Here is a 16,978-nt window from a genome sequence, read left to right as displayed (position 1 = left end):
CCTCCGCGATGAAAAATTTCTCCGCGCCCGTGATGAGTCTGTCTCGCACCCACTCGAGGAATTGCGCTGTATCTGCCTCGATCATTCTAGAATCTCCGCCTCACCGTTAACGAAGGCCGCAAGGCACTAGAGCGCTTGTTTTGATTCCTCCATCGCGCGTACCACCCTCAGCGGGGACCGCCTGATGAAACCGCTGATCGCCTCGGCTCCAAGCGGCTTTCCCAGGAAGTTGCCTTGCAGGCAATCGCAATTCTCCTTGATCAGCCACCGTGCCTGTGCAGGGGTCTCGACCCCCTCGGCAGTGACATTTATCCCGAGGCCGTGCGCCAGATTCATAATCGATCGCACGATCGTTTGGCTTTTGAGATCGGTCTCCAAGTCCGCAATAAAGTACTGATCTATCTTCAACGTATCGAAGGGAAAATTTTTAAGGTAGCTCAACGATGAATAGTATGTTCCAAAATCGTCTAGCGATATTCGAATTCCCAAGACATTCAGCGTATTCAATGTGTCTATGTTGTCGATCGTCTTCTCAAGTAGAACCCTCTCGGTTATCTCAAGTTCAAGTCTGTCGGCTTCAAGCCCAACTGCGTCGACGATCTGAGCGACGGTGTCCGTCAGCAAACCGCTAAGGAACTGAGCCGGCGACAAGTTCACTGCGACTGTCAGCGAGGAAGGCCACGTCAACGCCTGGCGACACGCTTCCTCGAGCACCCATCGTCCAATCTCGTCCATCAGACCGTCCGCTTCGGCGATCGGTATGAACACGTTGGGTGGAATGATTCCGAGCTCGGGGTGCCGCCACCGCAGCAGCGCTTCGAAACCGGTCACTGACGAGGGAGGCTGAATGAGCGGCTGATACTCCAGATAAAGCTCGCCGCGCTCCAGCGCGGTTCGAAGGCTGCGCCTCAGATTCTCGCGTTGCTCGAGCAAGAGCAGCATCGAACGGTTGAATGTTCGAGCGCAGCCGCGTCCATCTGTCTTGGCCGCGTAAAGAGCAATGTCAGCGGCTTTCATCAACTGTTCGCCGTCGGTCCCGTGCTCCGGCCCGAAAGCAATTCCGATACTCGAGCCGACGAACACGGGAATGCCGTTGATGACGAACGGGTTCTTGAACGCGTCGACTAGAGATCCGGCAAGGCGCTCAGCCTCTGCTGGCTGCTCCTTTCCCAATTGGATGACAGCGAACTCATCGCCGGCATACCGGTAGGCGGATTCGCCGTCCTGCAGCGAGTCGCGGATACGACCCGCCGCGAGTTGAAGAAGAGTGTCGCCTGCTCCATGGCCGAGCGTGTCGTTGACCGCTTTGAAATCGTCAAGGTCGATTTGCAGAAGGGCGGCTTTCGGCTTTGATCCGCCGAGGGCCGCCATTGCCTGCTGGAGCCGCTCGCCGAATCGCCGCCGATTCTGCAGTCCAGTCAGCACGTCGTGCGTCGCCTGATGGAGCAGAACTACATGTTCTTGTTCCTCGGCTGCGCTCCGCCCGCCGTCCTCCCTTAATTCGATGATACCCGCACCATTTGCCGTGGGGAACACAAAAACGGACCGGTGCGCTCCGCCCGATGTTCGCGGCAAGTCGATGCTGGCCGGAGAGCCACCCTGGAACACACGAAGAAATTCGTCGCGATGGCTCGCATCGAGAAAGCTCGGGTAGATCACCCAGACGGCGGCGCCCGGCGCTACCGCGCCTCCGTACAAGCCTTTGAGCCTGGCCGCGTAGTGCGTCAGGCGAAAGTCACGGTCATAGAACGACAAAAGTTCGGTCGTGTTCGCCAAAAGGTCTGCGAGAACCCCATCGCCGACACTTGGAGCGTCGCTCGATGAAGGCCCCTCACTCTCCGTGCCGACGCCTGAAGCCTCTGAGGGCAAGAACCACCTCCATAGGCGGTGCAGACTCGCGCCCCCCAGTCTAGAAATAGCATAACTGTCAAGCTTGGCAAACTTTCAAATCGCAATCTTAATAAGAGCCCCCCGCAGCCTAGTTCCATGTATGCTCCGCCGTGATTGGCGGCAAATTATCAATAACGATGAACCGTCACAGTTCGTTAACAAACCGTGAATTGGCGAGAATCAGCTCTGTGATTGATGCGCAGTAGGCGCGACACGAAAATATTGTGGTCCATGAGGCGGCGTGACCTTCGCCGCCCCGGGCAACCCCTCTTCTAAGTCCGCCCAATCAGCTTCGCGATCCTGTAATCAGTTTCCGAGCGCCTTGAGCCAACCTTCAAAGGAAGAGGCCTCCTGGCCTCCGGCATGTGAAACAGAGTGGGCGGGGCGCGGCAATACCACAGTACTGCGGCCTTCGCGGGGGCTGTAACCGAATTCCTTGCTGAATGCTCGGCTGAAATTAGCCGCTGAACTAAACCCGAAGGCTTCAGCAATTTCAACAATGCGCCGGCTGTCCGCCGGATCGCTTAGCGCAATATGGGCTGCTAGAAGGCGGCGACTTTGTATGTAATGGAGAACACCGCCGCTTGGTTCGAACAACTGATAGAGACGAGAGCGCGAGACGCCGAGCGCCCGGCACATTGAATCCGGTGTCAAATGAGCCGCATCCAGATTGTGGTGTACGTATCGACGCGCTCGCTCCATTAGCGCGACACTCGTCAATAGTTCGGCGGCCGCAACCTGTTCCGCCGGAGGCCCGAGGCAGGCAATGATCATGCTGCGTGTTGCGTGCACGATGCGGGGCAGATCGTCAGCCGTGAGGCTGCGAAGTCTTGCTTCGATGCTGTTGACGTAATCGAGCAAGAGGTTGGCAAAGTTGCCCGACAGAATTGAATTGTTCTTGGCGTCCAGGGTTGCCGCCGCATCGGCGAACAAATCGCGCGGCAAATAGACAAAGAGACTTTCGGAGTCCGTTGTCCTCCCGCGAAACGGGTAGCCAAGCGATCTGATCTCCAATTTACCCGGCTGGTTCTCCGCTACACGGCGATCGACCTCCGTCCACGACCGGCCAGTACGTGGCAAGGCGATATACCAGTGATCGATCGAGCTGGACCGAAGCTTCGCGGCAGAACGCATATAACTATGTGCCGGTGCGCGCTGTTGAACGATCAGCATGCCGTCGAGGTTCCAAGCCGTGTGGTCGGCGGGAAAGCCATCGTCGAGCGATTTGTCATCCGGCAACCTGACCTCGACGAGCGGTGCCATATGCGCCTGCCAAGCGGCGAATTGATCCTCTGGCGCCAGTTCGAGCGTTGAAAAGGGCAAAGGTTCGAGCGCCGGCGCAAGTGACGGGGCACCCTCATTGTAAGGTTGAGCTTCGCGCGGCCAACGACGTCGATCACGCTCCAGCGCCTGCCTCGCAAGCGCCTCCTCTTGCCTTTTAGCATCCATCGCGTGGTGTCATATCCGATTCGGGTATGCCCATGCCCCTCTCAATCATGTGGTGTACCTCAGGCATCTGGCAAGACTGGCCGACTCGAGGCGACTGAAACGGCGATCACGCTGGATTACGGCAAGAAATGCATTCCGAGATAAGTTTCTGGATGTGACGCCAACGACACTCTTCAGCCTGGTGCGTATAGAATCGGGCATCGTGGAATATTAGTTGAGGAGACCACCCAAATGGCCACTAGGCTCAACAGCGAAGCTCGTCGGAGGATAATTCTGGATGGATACGGTAACAACGAGCCGTTGAAAAATATTGCGGCAAAGGTCGGATGCTCACTGGCGAGTTTGAAAGTCACCGCCAGCAAACTCGGTTGCACTCGAACTCCGAAAGAGGCAGCCGAATTTCGGCGCGGATTTCACGTCCCGGAAAACAAGCGGCAGGATTACTATAGACTTATGATTACCGGACAATATAAAGCCCGTGAGTGTGCGCTTATGCTAGGATTAATAAAGGAGCAATCAGGAATCAAGTAAATTGATTCGTAGTCACTGCAGATGACAAGTCATTTTGACAGCCACCGCTTCAGCGGTTCATCAGCAAAAAGCCCGCCGCAAGCACGGTAGCGGGCCTTGAAAGGTTCGCACAGATGCTGCCTCGGTATTTCAATCGCACCTGCCTCAGCCCTCATGATCTGGCTATTTGCGAACGCGTGTTCGATCAGGTCTGCGCGGATGAGCATCTCGACCCTTTGGACCCGGCGGCCGAAATCTTGACAGTAATGGTCGTGGCCATTTTTCGAAATGCTCACACCAGCGAGCGCCAACTACTTGCGGCTGTCAAGTCTCATCGGCAAAAGGCTGCGGGAAGGCGCGTCGCATGAATCCGTTCAGTCGCGACGCGCTGTTGCCAAGACACCGGACTTAAAACCGCCGCGGGCACGGGTTCACAGTGGTTTCAATACTACTCCCTCCAGCCGTTGATATTTGCTTCGGAAGATCGTTTTTGGTGCAAGCGGTCCTTGCTGTCGCGGAAGTCTCGATTTGTTGCCATCTTGGCGCAAGCGAGTGCGCCGATGGTTTCGCGGCTATCACCTAAGTCCCTATTCGGTCCCGTCCGTCTCGCATTCGTTACCGATCGAGCACCGGCAAATATGAGTTCGTTTCCAGACATTCTCGCAGAATGGTCTCACGACTCTAACGGGGGTACAAATTCACACGGCAAGGCGGGCCGACCGGTGGTGAACATCAGCCGAGCCTATCGGCTCACGCCACTCTGCAGCCAGAGAGTTGCATTTACGCTCTTCAACATCGTTAAAAACGTACGGAGGTTTCCCGAGACTCGGCTGCCCGCGGCGCGCATGGTCAGGGGCAGGGAGGAATAGACCATGCGCGAATTGCCCAGCACCATCGACGCAGACGTTCTGATCGAAATCGGCAGGCTTTTGGATGACCACGCGAAGTCGACGCCCGTGCCCGTCCACAAGCTTGCATTGTTAATGCGGCAGCGTTCAAACGCCAGCCTTCCGGTTGAATCGATGGAAGAGTTGATCGTGAAGATGGCCATGACGCGGCAATTGCCAATGATCTTCGATTTGCCTGACATTGACACGGACAATGTGATCTCGATTGCCTTGGCACGCGCGTCTTGAGACTTGCCCTCGAGCGCAAGTTCAGTTGCTCCACCAGAAGCAGCAGGTGCTGCGGTTCGGCATGACCAAACCTGGCCCAGATAGCGTGCATCGCCTTGCGCCGAGCTGGTGAAGTGGAATGGGCTGTGAGTGCATCCCTTTACGAGCCGGTGAACGTCTACAAACCGCAGGGACCCGATATCGGCGTCGTTGACGGTCCGTTTGAGTATTTGACGGTAGCAGGACTAAAACTTCCGCGGCCATTCACTACTCGGATGACGGTGGTGCGCCTATCGAACGGCGATCTGTTCCTTCATTCGCCCATCAAGTTTGCTTGGACGGTGGCCGAAGAGTTACGGAACTTGGGCAGAATTCGCCACCTCGTGTCACCCAACCAATTTCACTACGCTCATGTCGGTGAGTGGTCGAAGGCTTTCCCTGAGGCAACCACATGGGCATCGCCCAGAGTCCGCCAAAGAGCACGCGCACGGCATGCTGATGTGACGTTCGCTCGGGATTTGGAAGCCGATCCGCCGGAAGAGTGGCGGCGGGACATGGACCAGATATTGTTTCCCGGTGGCTACTTCAAAGAGTTCATATTCTTCCACCAAGCGTCAAAGACGCTGATTCTTACAGACACCATCATCAATCTCGAATTGGACATGATCGATGAGCCTTGGCGCACGGTGACGAAGCTGACTGGGATGGCTCACCCGCACGGGCGCACCTTCCTTGGCATGCGGCTGCCAATTCTCCTGCATCGGCAGAAAGCACGGGCAGTAATAGGCAAACTCCAGTCGTGGCAACCGCGGCGAGTGATTCTCAGTCACGGCCGCTGCTTTGATGGGAATGGCGACGAGCTTGTCCGTAGAATATTCGGAAAGACGGCTTGGTGAGGCAGTGGTTTGGGGAAAGCCAAATGTCCATTTCGGGTCGGCTCCGCCGCTCGCCCCGATCGCTTTATGCCGAGGGTAAGCTCTCGCTCATCTGGCCGGTCGCGTTGCCGACCGATCGGCCTAGAACGAATCCCTGTCGCGAGGGCGGACCTTCGCCGGCACGCTATGTCTTGACAGATACCTTGCGGGCTTTCAGCAATGACTTGATGCCGTTGCGGTCGTTGTCGATGCGGCCGCGGCCGTGACCGACCGAAAGCTTCGACAACGCATGCACCGCATGCGACAGGTTGTTGTTCATCCAGGGCGACGGCGCCTACTCCACCGCAACCATGTCGCCCAGTTCTGTCACGAGGCTCCCGGCACCGGGTGCCGGGACCAACATGTGATCTCCATAATGCGTAAGAGCCGGAGGTCCATCGCCGGCGACAAGGCGCTCATTGCAGAGAAAGGTTACGATCCATCGGGTGCCCGCGGCCTTCACGCGAAATGTTGCTGGGCGCCTCCTTCGACAGCGCGCACATGCGACACGTCCTGGCCGGGGGCGCCGCCTGTTGCCGAGAGCGACGATCGCGAATGCGCGAACGGCTGGACGGCAGGTGAAGCGGGGTCGCGATAGGCGCACATCGGACTTGCTTCACCAGTAGTCCGAAGACGCCAGCGACGCACTAGGCTGGACTCGTGCCCTAGCCGTCGAACTCCCGCTTATCCGTCGCTGTCAAAGTGCGCTTGCATCTTCCCTACGCCGACAAGCGCGGCCGTCGTATCGCCGTAGTATCAAGCCGCTGAAGTCCGGCGGTGCTTTCTCAGCCGAGTGATCGCCGACTTGTCGACCGTGATCACCCCGCCGCAATCAATCCGCACGGTGAGTTTGCTTGCTCCGCGATCGATGCGCGTGACGTCCCCAACAAGAACCACTCGGTCTCCGGCCCGGGCTTTGGGTGGCGGATCAATCGTATAAGGATGGTCATACGATGGAATGCTCACTCTAGCGCGCCCGCTGGGGAGAATCGTGATGACGGTACCTGCTAGTGAAACCTCATCGCCAACCTCAAATTCGCGAGGCATGTTAACGTGCAGCATGGTCTTCCTCCCGATGCTTTCCCTAATTGACGCTTTGCTAATTAATGCCCGGCCAACCAGGTTGGTTGCTTGCAATCGACTTCGTACGGTTCCGCACAATTCCAAGCTGGTATGCACTCCCAGTTGGCCTCGGATCGGCCTTGTGGGCGTCAAATTGTCAACACCGACAGCGGCCACGAGATCCACAAGGACCAGCCGCAGCTCGTCCTCGACCCGATCCGCGAAGTCGTCGACGCCGTGCGCACCGGGAAGACAAGCCTAGAGCCGTAGCGGCCTCGCCTGTCCCGACCCGGTGTCATCGCTTCGCTGGCGCTAACGGTGAGACCGCATAGATCTGGTCCAGTATTTTCAGCATCAGAGCGTTGGCGGTCGGCTTGCCGTCGAGCGAGAGCGTCAGGCTGGTCCAGACGATCAGCGTGACGTCGTTGTCCGGGTCATGGCCCATGAAGGAGTTGTAGCCGGGCATCTCGCCGCCGTGGAAATAGATCTTGTTCGGCCCGAAGGTGACCAGGGCGCTGCCGTAGCCATATTTCTGGCCTTCAGGCTTGCTGGGATCCTCCGCTTCGGGACTATCCAGCCATTGGCGCTTGTAGTCGGCGTTGAAGACCTGGCCCCCGACCAGTGCGCGCATCCAGGTCGCCAGATCATCCGCCGTGGAGATGACGCCGCCTGCCGCAAAGTAAGCGGACGGGTTCTGCCACGTCTCGTCATCGGGCTTGAGCGTTCCCGCCCTGGCCGCCGCCTGAAGATCGTCCGGATAGGGCGCATCGACCAGGGCGTAAGACGCGCCGCCGTAAATGTAGCCATGCGCATAAGGCTCGGGGATGGTGTTGGACGTGCTGACGGGCAGCAACGTGTTTTTCATCCCCAGGGGCCCGAATAAGCGCTCCTGAAAGATCGTCGCCAACGGCTTGCCATCGATCTTCTCGGCAACGAGGCCGAGCAGATAATAGTTGGTATTGTTGTAGTCGAATTCAGCACCCGGCGCGAAGTGCGGCGGCCGTTTGAAAGCCATGGCGAGGAACCTCCTCCGAGGTCCACGCCTTGTCCGGATTGTTATCGAAGCTTTCCGCAAGTTCCGGTGCATTGGTGAAATTGTAAAGGCCGCTCCGCATCTTTATGAGCCGGCGAATGGTGATCTGGTCGCCGTTCGGAACACCATCAACGTATTTCGAGATCAGATGGTCGAAACTCAGCTTTCCTTCCTGGACCAATTGCACGATCACCGCGGCCGTCATCGTCTTGGTGTTTGAGGCGGGCCGGAAATGGGTATCGGCGCGCGGCGGGTTCGTGACGCCGAGTTCGGTCGTTCCATACCCGAAGGCGAAATTGCCCTGCGGAGTCTTGAGGAGAACCATTGCGCCCGGCAGCAGGAGTTCCTTGGCCGTGCGTTCCATCATTGCCTGAAGCGCGACCGGGTCGATCGGCTTGAGCGCCGGCGCAGAAGCGCCCACGGCGCTGCCCGTTGCGCACACCGCGACAACCACCGCGCCCAGTGTTCTCGCTATCATCGTTTCACTTCCTGGTAAGATCGACGGGACGAACTCTACCGGAAACGCAGGCTTCCGTCTGTGGCCGGAATATCAGCAATGGAGGGATGTCCCAGTTTCTGCTTCGTCCGCGATCGAGGCGATGCGGACCTCGCCTACTCAGCAGCTGCCAGCGCGGGTCAAACGGTTTGGTTGGGTGGTGAGCCGATGTTCGCGCAAGCACGATCGCCATTATGGGACCGACAGTTTTACCATGCGGCGTCCTCCTTCGGTCTCCGCCTCGACCGAAATCCTTCTCGCTCATAAAATTTCTGCGCGGATTGGTCGTTAGGACGCTCAGCTTGGTAGGCAACCCACGCTTGGCCGCCTCCGTCACTCTCTGTCGGGCAGAACTAATTGCAATGGTGGCGCCACAGTAGCCGCAGTCGAACGCGGTCGGCCTGGACCTACAATGTTGCTGACGCGTCCGGAGCCATGCGTGATTTCGCTGCCATTTCGCATTTCTACAATGCGACGCAGCTTCGCCGAGCTAGCATTCCAGCATCAACAAGGGTCTGCTAATGATGTTCATCGCGAACCTTCTCGCTCGGGCCGAGACCGTCGATCAAGTCCGTGACATCCTCATCGATCTCACGCGGCAGACATCCGCTGAGTCGGGCGCGGTCTCGTATCACGCCGCTCAGAGCACGTCCGACACCACGCATTTTTATGTCGTGGAACAATACCGCGATCATGCGGCTTGGGAGTCTCATATGGTCTCTCCCTATGTGCGCAATGCGCTATCCGTGTTCAATGATCTACTTAGAGAGCCGCCTGCGGCAGCCGCGTTCGTGGTTTTTGCCGAATACATAGCTGTGCCAGCGGACAGCCACGCGATCTAAGCGTTTCGCCGTTTAGCTGTCGACCACACAACTGGATTGGCTCTTGATACAACCTACGACGGATGGAAAGGATTTCCGATGGCTGAAGTGGCAGTTCTAGGACTTGGAGCGATGGGGTCGCGCATGGCAGCCAATCTGCTCAAGGCAGGGCACCGCTTGACGGTGTGGAACCGGTCAAAGGAGGCGGCGCATTCGCTCATTTCCACAGGAGCACGTCTCGCCGGCACACCGCGAGAGGCCGCGGCAGGAGCAGATTTCGTGATCGCCATGGTTCGAGACGACATTGCATCACGAAAAATATGGCTCGACGAGGACACGGGAGCACTTGCTGGGCTCAAGGCAGGCGCGGTGGCGATCGAGAGCTCGACACTGACGCCGGTTTGGATCGGCGAGCTCGCCAAAGCCGCATCGGCTCGGGGCGTCGCCTTCCTTGAGGCACCGGTGGCAGGCGGGCGGCCGCAAGCGGAGGCGGCCCAGCTGATCTATCTCGTCGGCGGCGAGAAGGACGTCCTTGCGCGAACAGAACCGCTGCTCAAAGCCATGGGCACGGCAGTACATCACGCTGGGCCGGTCGGGGCAGGCGCCATGGTGAAGCTCTCCGTCAACTCTCTTCTCGCTGTCCAGGTTGGCGCAATGGCCGAACTCATTGGCCTGCTGCAGCGGCTGGGCGCCGATGTCGATCGAGCCGTCGAGATTATTGGCACGACGCCCGCCAGCAGCCCAGCGGCGAAAACGATGGCAGCCTCCATGCGCGCGGGCACGTTCGCACCATTGTTTCCAGTAGAACTCGTGGACAAAGACCTTGCATATGCAATCGCTATGGCGGGCGCGGACTGCCCACAGTATATGCCTCTGACTATTGCGGCCCGCGAGGTCTTCCAGCATGGGATTGATCGCGGCATGGGCGATGACAATATAACCGGCATCGTGCGCCTGTACACTGAGCCAAGATAATCTATGTATGCGATGGGCGGCTGCAGAAATGGCGTAACAAATAAGTCATGGATTTTGAGAGGCTTGGATGCTGAGTATATCCTATCGACCGATCGAATCGATAGGTCACGTGGTTGATCGCTACTGGTCACGTGAGACCAATCCTGGCGAAGACATCGAATTCATGCCGTTCTGGCCAAGCCCAGGCGGAGCTGAGATATTCTTTCACGTTGCACCAGGCTTTCTGCTTAACGGGAAACAGCCGCCGCGGGCCCATGTTTTGTGCTGCCGTAGCCAGCCCATTCACCCAAAGGCCGTGCCGGGATTTCACTTTCTTGCTGTCCGTATTCGGGCGGGCATGGCAGAACATCTGCTGGGAGTGCCTGTTTCCGAACTTGCAGACAGAATTGTTCCACTCGAGGTGATCTGGGGACAAGAGGCAACGCGTCTGACGGAGCAAATCGTAACCACGGCGCTTGACAGCACGCGGGTCCACCTGCTGAACCATTTTCTACAGCAACGTCTCAATCCCCGAGCAGAGCGGGGCACCCTCGATGCCGCCTTCCGACTCCTCGAGACGGGAACATCATCGATCTCCAAAATCTGCGATCTTGTGGGACTGAGCGAGAGACAGCTTGAGAACCGTTTCAAGAGAGCGACGGCAAATTCGCCGGTCCGCTTTCGCCAACTTGCGCGGTTGAGACGAACTATCAAAGCGATATTGCAAGATCCGAACGAGAAATTTACGCAGCTTGTCGATGAGGCCTACTTTGATCAATCGCAGGCCGTTCATGAGTTCCGCCGTTTTACAGGTCTGACACCCACGGAATTTTGCGAGCTGGCGAGACGGTCCGCTCACTTCTACGAGGTGAGATCGCCGACTTTGGCTCGCAGCAGTCAGTAGTGGGTTGAGCCCGCCGGGCAACGCGGCGGAAGCTCCGTTCCTCCGGAACCACTGCAAAGCCGGCCGCAACGATCAACCCCGAAAACGTTGTCCGATGTAGGGGTTCGAATCGCTCTGGCGCTATCGGCAATACAGCGCGTCGATCGAAATCACCTGTTAGCCTCTCCTCTGAGCGCGGCCGCAGCTCCCTTCAGGCAAGATGCGCGAGCAGACGGATATCTATCTGACCGAAAGCAAACAGAAGCCAGGCGTGCCCCACTGAAAGCACAAGCATGCGCAAAGGTTCCTGGACTGATGCTCGGCTGGCGGCAACTTGCTCGCCAGCCGAGTGAGTTCAGGCGGTGGTCGGGGGAGACTGGCCAGCCACACACTGGTGATTCCAACGTGGGCCGATGTGCCAATCAGCAACCTTCGTCGGTCTTTTTCACCTGGCCCGGCGCGGCGGTGTTGGCTGCCGTGTCCTGCTGACCAGGCGCCGCCTGCTGAGCGCTGCCAGTCTGCTGGCCGGGCGCGCAGTCCCTGGCCGAGTTCGGATTCGTGGTGCCGCTGGTGGTGGTCGTGTCGGTGCCCTGATCGCCGGACATGTTGGTGCCGCTGCTCGTCGTGCCGGTGCCCTGATCCGTCGTACTGGGCATGGTTGTCGTGGTCGAGGTTCCGCTCGTCGAGGTTCCGCTCGAAGTTCCGCTGGTCGTCTGGGCAAAGGAAAGCCCGGCCGACACCGCCAGCACGGCCGAAGCCAAAAGGATGCGTTTCATCTTCTTTCTCCTGTCTGAATGCGCGGGATGCGCCTGGCAAATCCAACAGGCAGACAGAAGGAGTGTTCCCCGATGAAGTTCAACTTTTGTAACTCTGGTCATAGGTCAGCCTTAGGATGGCGGGCGTATATTAGAAGCCTCTTGAAGAGGACACTGCCCGCACCAGAATCCATGGCATGGCTCGGGGAATAGGCATTGGTGACCAGGTGGCGATTACTGCCACGGTTCGAAGGCGGATGCGGTTTGGTCGGACCAGCGCTCGAGCTTTGAGCGGACAATCTTGCCATGGGGCAAGTTGATGGCCCCGGGGACATGACCTTGGGCGAACATCGAAGGGCTGCGGACATCGAGGAGGACGAAATCGGGTTCGCGCGACAGCGCATCATGAACATCCCAACAGTCCGTACGACGCATTGGCGCTACGCTGATGCACTGCGCAGCCAGTATCCAAAGTTGGCCGTGGATCATGCCTCGCTCTACCGCTCGCATGGCCGCGTGTTCACGTCCGCCGGGAGTGCCGCCGGCATTGACCTTCTGATCGAGATCGTTCGCCAGGACTTTGGAGCTGATGCGGCCAACTCCGTGGCTCGAAGGCTTATAATGCCGGCGCACCGTACCGGTGGGCAGGCGCAATTCCTTGAACGACCTGTTCCGACACGGCGTGGGTCAGAAGTTGCGCCACTGCTGGACAAGATGAGGGCTGAACTCGGCGGCGTCTGGACGCTGGAGCGAATGGCATCGGAATGCCACATGAGCTTGCGGACCTTTATACGACGCTTCACCCAAGCGACGGCATCGCCTCCAGGCGAATGGCTGGTATCCGAGCGCCTTGACGAGGCGAAGCAGCTCCTGATTGGTCGCCACCACAGCATCGAAGAGATCGCCGCCGCCCGTGGGCATGAGTTCAGCGGATACGCTGCGACATCACTTCCGCAAACGCAGGGGTATCAGCCCAAAGGAGTATCAAACGCAGTTCGGCCGTCCGACGCCAGTTTAATCATGATTTTGACGAATGCTCGGTCATCTATTTGTGCCATCAACGTCCGGAAAGGGGTCGCAGAACGAACCCGCTCGCACGGGAGGGCACGCGTTTCGCGACTGGCGCATAGGCGATAAGACGACCAAAAGGTGGGAAGCGCAGCGAACCCCTCTATATCGACAGCCATGGATGCATCGAGCGACCACCTGCAGAACGACGAGCTTCTCTCGGACATCCAGTGCCTGTCCTTCGACTATTTTCTCAAAGAGGCCAACCCGGCGAATGGCCTGATCGCCGACCGCAACACCCCGGGGTCACCGGCCAGCATCGCCGCCGTCGGGCTCGCCCTGTCGGCCTATCCCGTCGGTGTCGAGCGCGGTTTCATGACGCGCGCCGCCGCCGCTGAACGGACGCTCGCCACGCTTCGCTTCTTCTGGAACGCGCCGCAAGGGCCCGAAGCCGACGCAACGGGCCACAAGGGCTTCTACTACCATTTCCTCGACATTGAGACCGGCCGCCGCGTCTGGAAGTGTGAGCTGTCCACCGTCGATACGGCGCTTCTGCTTGCTGGCGTGCTGGCCGCCGGCGCCTATTTTGGCGAGGACGATGAATCCGAACTGGAAATCCGGCGGCTTGCCGATGCGCTCTACCGGCGCGCCGACTGGCGATGGGCGCAGAACGGCAGCGCCACCGTCACCCATGGCTGGCGGCCTGGAAAAGGCTTCCTGCGCTACCGCTGGCAAGGCTACGACGAAGCGGTGATCCTATATGTGTTGGGCCTCGGTTCGCCAACCCATCCGTTGCCGCCCGAGAGCTATGCGGCCTGGCTATCCACCTACAAGTGGAAAAAGATCTATGGCCGGGAACTGGTTTACGCTGGTCCACTTTTCGTCCACCAGCTCTCGCATATCTGGATCGATTTTCGCGGCATCCGCGATGCTTCCATGCGCAACCACGACTGCGACTATTTCGAGAACAGCCGCGAGGCAACCTACCTGCAACGAGACTACGCCATTCGCAATCCGAAGGGCTTCAGCGGTTATGGCGAGAATTGCTGGGGCATCACCGCCAGCGACGGCCCAAGCCCGACAAAACCCCAAATGACGGTCGGTGGCCGCCGCTTCTTCGGCTATCTGGCGCGCGGCGTGCCATTCGGCCCTGATGATGGGACGTTGTCGCCGTGGGCAGCGATTACCTCATTGCCCTTTGCACCAGAGATCGTTCTGCCGGCACTGCGCTATTTCCACGAGATCGACCTGCAAGAGGGCAACCCTTACGGCTTCACCGCAAGCTTCAATCCGACAATAGCAGCCGCCGACGGCCGGCCATGCGGTTGGGTATCGCCCGACCATGTCGGCATCAATCAGGGACCGATCACTCTGATGATAGAGAACTACCGCTCGGGCTTCCTGTGGCGCCTGATGCGCCGCGTGCCGGCCATCATCGCGGGACTGCACCGAGCCGGTTTTTCGGGCGGTTGGCTATAACAAGTCGAGATGACAAAGCTCCCCGACTGATACCGGGACTTTTGACTGCTAGCACATGCCGCATTTGCTGCAAATGTCGCCTTAGCGGCGCATTGGTACTCAGCAGCATAGGGCCGAGGAACGAACCCGCTGCGCGGGAGGGGCGCGCGCGGTTGAGGTAGAGATCAAGAACCGGTCGTCGCGCTCGCGTTGAGCGTCGTTCGGCTCGAGCAGAGCATGGCGGGCTTCTTCAACAAGGAGCCTGACCATGCCCACCTTGGCGTCGCGCGAAGGCCAGGCTTGTGGCGCGCTTGACGACGTTCTGCTGAATGGCCTCAGTCAGGACCGTCTGCGCCGGCTCTTCAGTCATGCCGCAGGCCGGAGCCGCGGCTTGCAAAACTTGCCGCTTAACTGGTCGCTTGGCCTGCAACCTGGTGCCGCTCTCTTCGAACTTGACCAATGGCTGAGCGCGCTGGACGCACCGAGCCGGCTTCGAACCGACGGCATCGATCCGAGACCGATCCTGATCCCCGTCCTCGACATGCTGGCCAACGGCTTGGCCATGGCCGAGCGGGCCTGCAGCGAGGCCGAACGCCGCCACGAAGCGACCAGCGCCGATCTTGCTGCGGCATGCGAGGCGATCGATGCTGAATTCGGTCCGGATGCAATGTGGCCATGTGCCGGTCCATGCCTTCGTCCGGAAGCCTGAACGCCGATAGACGTGCCCGCTGTTTCCTCAGTCTTCCAGCGGCAAACAAGATAGTCTTCCGCGCTGCTATCTTGCTCTTGGTGCCCCGCTGTCAATTGGTCTGAAGTGTGAGACAGTCTCGATTGTGAGGCCGAGATAATCGCCGATGTCCATACGCGACATTGGCAGTTCGACCTGCTGCAATCCGCCCTGCCGTTCCACCATGTCGACCAGGAATGCGGCGACGCGTTCGATGGCGCTCTGGCAACCGAGGACCAGCAGGTGTTCCTGCGCTCTGGTCAACCCCTTGAGCGCCATGGGCAGCAACTGATGGGAGTTGTCCGCTCCAGCAGCGAGGCGGAAGACGCGGACACCGGTGGCATTGATCGCCTCGGCGAAGAAATGATGCGTGGTGCCGGCTTCGAAGCCGAATGTCTCTCCGGCGAGGTGAAAGGCATTTATCTGCCGGCGGCCGTCAGCAAGCAGGCGGTAGACGCGGACGCCGCCGAACTTCAACTGGTAGAAGGCTCCGGCCTTCTCGCCCTGGGCGTAGATTTCCGCGCCGGCGGGATAGAAGCTGAGTGGTTGCAGCGGTGCGGGCTCGAAAGCCTCCGGCAGGTTGGGCTGGGAGGACCGCGACGGCAGTGCAACTCTGGAGTTGGTGTAGGCGTGCATGGCTGTTTTCCCGGTTAATCCGTGGAACAGCAATCGCGCTAATCGGCCCGTGGCGAAATTCGGTTATGTCCGTACGGGAAACTACTAGAACCGCTCCCTACGCGCCGGTCCAGCCACCGCTTTCAGCCGTCGCGGCAGTGGAGACAGCTACTCACTTGCCTCGCGGCCCGACACCTGCTCGATCAAGACCCGGAAGAACACGTGGGGCGCGCTGTCCGACACCGGAGGCATGACCGGCTTGAGGGCGCCCGGCTCCCACCAGTTGGCGTGCTTGCTCAACACTAACCATGCATAGTCGCGCTGAACCTTGCAGCCGATCTGGTCAGGCAGTTCTTCATAGCGGCTCTACAACCACGCTTCTCCATCCCCGTCCTTGGCCGCGTTCGTCGACCTGGAGGGACACCAGCGGATTGGCCCGCATCCAGTCGATCTTCTTGCCCAACATGGAAAATGCATAAAGGTGACTCACCCCAGCCAATACCTCGGCCCCGGCCCCTTGCGTCCTGCCATATCGGCAGGGTTCGCAAGGCTACACCGGTCGATCGACAGGCAGCCGCAACCGATGCACTCGGTAAGCCCCGACCTCAGGCGCTGCAACTCGGCGATGCGCTGGTCGATGCGCTTGGTCCACTGGCCCGATAACCGCGACCAATCCCGACGCGACGGCACGCGATCGGCTGGCAACTTGGCCAGCTCGGCGCCGATCTCCTCAAGCGTCAGCCCAATTCGCTGCGCGAAGACGATGAAGGCGATCCGGCGCAGCACGGATCGCGGGTAGCGTCTGTGTCCCGAGCCGGCCCGCTCGGACGCGATCAGCCCGCGCTCCTCGTAGAAGCGCAGGGCCGATGATGCGACGCCGCTGCGCCGCGCCACGTCGGTGATGGTCAGCATGGAATCCATGCATGAACGAAAGCACAATTCCCGCTTGACTTCAAGTTAACTTGAACTTGTACCAAGAGGCATACGGATTAAAGGAGCACTGGCAATGCAGACGAATGTCGAACTTCAGGGACTTCGCGTGGCGGTCACGGGCGGCACGTCCGGCCTCGGACTGGCGCTTGTGCGGCAGCTTGCCGCGATGAATGCGTGCGTCGCCTTCGTCGCCCGCACCGCCGCGAATGTCGAACGCATCGCCGACGAGACGGGCGCGCACGGTATTGTCGGCGACGTCGGCAAGAAGGAGGACATCTACCCGATCGCGTTGCAGGTCACTGCCAGCCTCGGCGGGCTCGATGTCCTGATCAACAATGCGTCGAGCCTCGGCCCT

Annotated in this window: 20 protein-coding genes and 2 pseudogenes; 10 read left to right on the top strand and 12 right to left on the bottom strand. The window is 59.3% G+C overall.

The features are described 5' to 3' along the window. Positions 1-126: 126 nt before the first annotated feature. Positions 127-1,776: a putative bifunctional diguanylate cyclase/phosphodiesterase gene (locus tag NKI24_RS31720; RefSeq protein WP_352450372.1), complete on the bottom strand. Its 1,650-nt coding sequence runs from the start codon at positions 1,774-1,776 to the stop codon at positions 127-129. A 420-nt stretch (positions 1,777-2,196) separates the two neighbouring features. Beyond that, positions 2,197-3,339 carry a helix-turn-helix domain-containing protein gene (locus NKI24_RS31715; protein ID WP_352450373.1) on the bottom strand — a complete coding sequence of 381 codons (1,143 nt, stop codon included), beginning with the start codon at positions 3,337-3,339 and terminating at the stop codon, positions 2,197-2,199. A 231-nt stretch (positions 3,340-3,570) separates the two neighbouring features. Between NKI24_RS31715 and NKI24_RS31710 the strand changes: the two genes are divergently transcribed. Beyond that, positions 3,571-3,870 carry a hypothetical protein gene (locus tag NKI24_RS31710; RefSeq protein ID WP_352450374.1) on the top strand — a complete coding sequence of 100 codons (300 nt, stop codon included), beginning with the start codon at positions 3,571-3,573 and terminating at the stop codon, positions 3,868-3,870. 29 nt (positions 3,871-3,899) lie between these two features. On the opposite strand, the gene NKI24_RS31705 is transcribed toward NKI24_RS31710, so the two are convergent. Beyond that, entirely contained in the window at positions 3,900-4,145 is a 246-nt protein-coding gene (locus NKI24_RS31705; protein ID WP_352450375.1) for a hypothetical protein, read from the bottom strand. Between the two features lie 576 nt (positions 4,146-4,721). Between NKI24_RS31705 and NKI24_RS31700 the strand changes: the two genes are divergently transcribed. Continuing rightward, entirely contained in the window at positions 4,722-4,985 is a 264-nt protein-coding gene (locus tag NKI24_RS31700; protein WP_352450376.1) for a hypothetical protein, read from the top strand. A 125-nt stretch (positions 4,986-5,110) separates the two neighbouring features. Continuing rightward, positions 5,111-5,860 carry a DUF4336 domain-containing protein gene (locus NKI24_RS31695; protein WP_352750326.1) on the top strand — a complete coding sequence of 250 codons (750 nt, stop codon included), beginning with the start codon at positions 5,111-5,113 and terminating at the stop codon, positions 5,858-5,860. A 163-nt stretch (positions 5,861-6,023) separates the two neighbouring features. Here the strand turns inward: NKI24_RS31695 and NKI24_RS31690 are convergent, their stop codons facing one another. From NKI24_RS31690 to NKI24_RS31675, 4 genes are all read right to left on the bottom strand, one after another. Then, on the bottom strand, positions 6,024-6,158 hold the full coding sequence (locus NKI24_RS31690; RefSeq protein ID WP_352450378.1) for a hypothetical protein: 135 nt from the start codon (positions 6,156-6,158) through the stop codon (positions 6,024-6,026). A 476-nt stretch (positions 6,159-6,634) separates the two neighbouring features. After that, on the bottom strand, positions 6,635-6,940 hold the full coding sequence (locus NKI24_RS31685) for a hypothetical protein (RefSeq protein WP_352450379.1): 306 nt from the start codon (positions 6,938-6,940) through the stop codon (positions 6,635-6,637). A gap of 295 nt (positions 6,941-7,235) precedes the next feature. Further along, positions 7,236-7,955 carry a serine hydrolase domain-containing protein gene (locus NKI24_RS31680; protein ID WP_352450380.1) on the bottom strand — a complete coding sequence of 240 codons (720 nt, stop codon included), beginning with the start codon at positions 7,953-7,955 and terminating at the stop codon, positions 7,236-7,238. Then, positions 7,915-8,451, bottom strand: coding sequence for a serine hydrolase domain-containing protein (locus NKI24_RS31675; protein ID WP_352450381.1), 537 nt, complete (start codon positions 8,449-8,451; stop codon positions 7,915-7,917). Before NKI24_RS31675 ends, NKI24_RS31680 begins: the two co-directional genes overlap by 41 nt. 539 nt (positions 8,452-8,990) lie before the next feature. Here NKI24_RS31675 and NKI24_RS31670 point away from each other — a divergent pair. From NKI24_RS31670 to NKI24_RS31660, 3 genes are all read left to right on the top strand, one after another. Beyond that, on the top strand, positions 8,991-9,311 hold the full coding sequence (locus NKI24_RS31670; protein WP_352450382.1) for a putative quinol monooxygenase: 321 nt from the start codon (positions 8,991-8,993) through the stop codon (positions 9,309-9,311). Between the two features lie 78 nt (positions 9,312-9,389). Then, a complete protein-coding gene (locus NKI24_RS31665; RefSeq protein ID WP_352750325.1) occupies positions 9,390-10,265 on the top strand; it encodes an NAD(P)-dependent oxidoreductase in 876 nt (291 codons plus the stop codon). 67 nt (positions 10,266-10,332) lie between these two features. Then, positions 10,333-11,148, top strand: coding sequence for an AraC family transcriptional regulator (locus NKI24_RS31660; RefSeq protein ID WP_352450384.1), 816 nt, complete (start codon positions 10,333-10,335; stop codon positions 11,146-11,148). 401 nt (positions 11,149-11,549) lie between these two features. Here NKI24_RS31660 and NKI24_RS31655 read toward each other — a convergent pair whose 3' ends face one another. Next, the gene (locus tag NKI24_RS31655; protein ID WP_023680319.1) at positions 11,550-11,903 is read right to left on the bottom strand and encodes a hypothetical protein; all 354 of its coding nucleotides are present in this window, start codon (positions 11,901-11,903) and stop codon (positions 11,550-11,552) included. A 240-nt stretch (positions 11,904-12,143) separates the two neighbouring features. Further along, positions 12,144-12,308, bottom strand: a pseudogene (locus tag NKI24_RS31650) (rhodanese-like domain-containing protein); the annotation flags it as partial. On the opposite strand from NKI24_RS31650, the gene NKI24_RS31645 reads away from it, so the two are divergent. The 3 genes from NKI24_RS31645 to NKI24_RS31635 all read left to right on the top strand — a co-directional run bounded on the left by NKI24_RS31645 (position 12,288) and on the right by NKI24_RS31635 (position 15,057). Then, the gene (locus NKI24_RS31645) at positions 12,288-13,019 is read left to right on the top strand and encodes a helix-turn-helix domain-containing protein (RefSeq protein WP_352750324.1); all 732 of its coding nucleotides are present in this window, start codon (positions 12,288-12,290) and stop codon (positions 13,017-13,019) included. The pseudogene NKI24_RS31650 and the gene NKI24_RS31645 overlap by 21 nt on opposite strands. A 48-nt stretch (positions 13,020-13,067) precedes the next feature. Continuing rightward, positions 13,068-14,369: a glucoamylase family protein gene (locus NKI24_RS31640; protein ID WP_352450386.1), complete on the top strand. Its 1,302-nt coding sequence runs from the start codon at positions 13,068-13,070 to the stop codon at positions 14,367-14,369. 247 nt (positions 14,370-14,616) lie between these two features. Next, a complete protein-coding gene (locus NKI24_RS31635; RefSeq protein WP_352450387.1) occupies positions 14,617-15,057 on the top strand; it encodes a hypothetical protein in 441 nt (146 codons plus the stop codon). Positions 15,058-15,123: 66 nt separating this feature from the next. On the opposite strand, the gene NKI24_RS31630 is transcribed toward NKI24_RS31635, so the two are convergent. The 3 genes and pseudogenes from NKI24_RS31630 to soxR all read right to left on the bottom strand — a co-directional run bounded on the left by NKI24_RS31630 (position 15,124) and on the right by soxR (position 16,611). After that, on the bottom strand, positions 15,124-15,711 hold the full coding sequence (locus tag NKI24_RS31630) for a cyclic nucleotide-binding domain-containing protein (RefSeq protein WP_352450388.1): 588 nt from the start codon (positions 15,709-15,711) through the stop codon (positions 15,124-15,126). A 147-nt stretch (positions 15,712-15,858) separates the two neighbouring features. Beyond that, positions 15,859-16,177: pseudogene (locus NKI24_RS31625) on the bottom strand (pyridoxamine 5'-phosphate oxidase family protein); the annotation flags it as partial. Further along, a complete protein-coding gene (gene soxR / locus NKI24_RS31620) occupies positions 16,177-16,611 on the bottom strand; it encodes a redox-sensitive transcriptional activator SoxR (protein ID WP_123148309.1) in 435 nt (144 codons plus the stop codon). The pseudogene NKI24_RS31625 and the gene soxR, both read right to left, overlap by 1 nt. An 85-nt stretch (positions 16,612-16,696) precedes the next feature. Between soxR and NKI24_RS31615 the strand changes: the two genes are divergently transcribed. Further along, positions 16,697-16,978: SDR family NAD(P)-dependent oxidoreductase (locus NKI24_RS31615; RefSeq protein WP_352750323.1), on the top strand; the 282-nt coding region annotated here is incomplete at its 3' end.

This window comes from Mesorhizobium sp. M0701, assembly GCF_040320365.1.
Classification (GTDB): domain Bacteria; phylum Pseudomonadota; class Alphaproteobacteria; order Rhizobiales; family Rhizobiaceae; genus Mesorhizobium.
The sequence above is the reverse complement of the archived record's forward strand: the minus strand, read 5'-3'. Positions and strand labels throughout refer to the sequence as shown.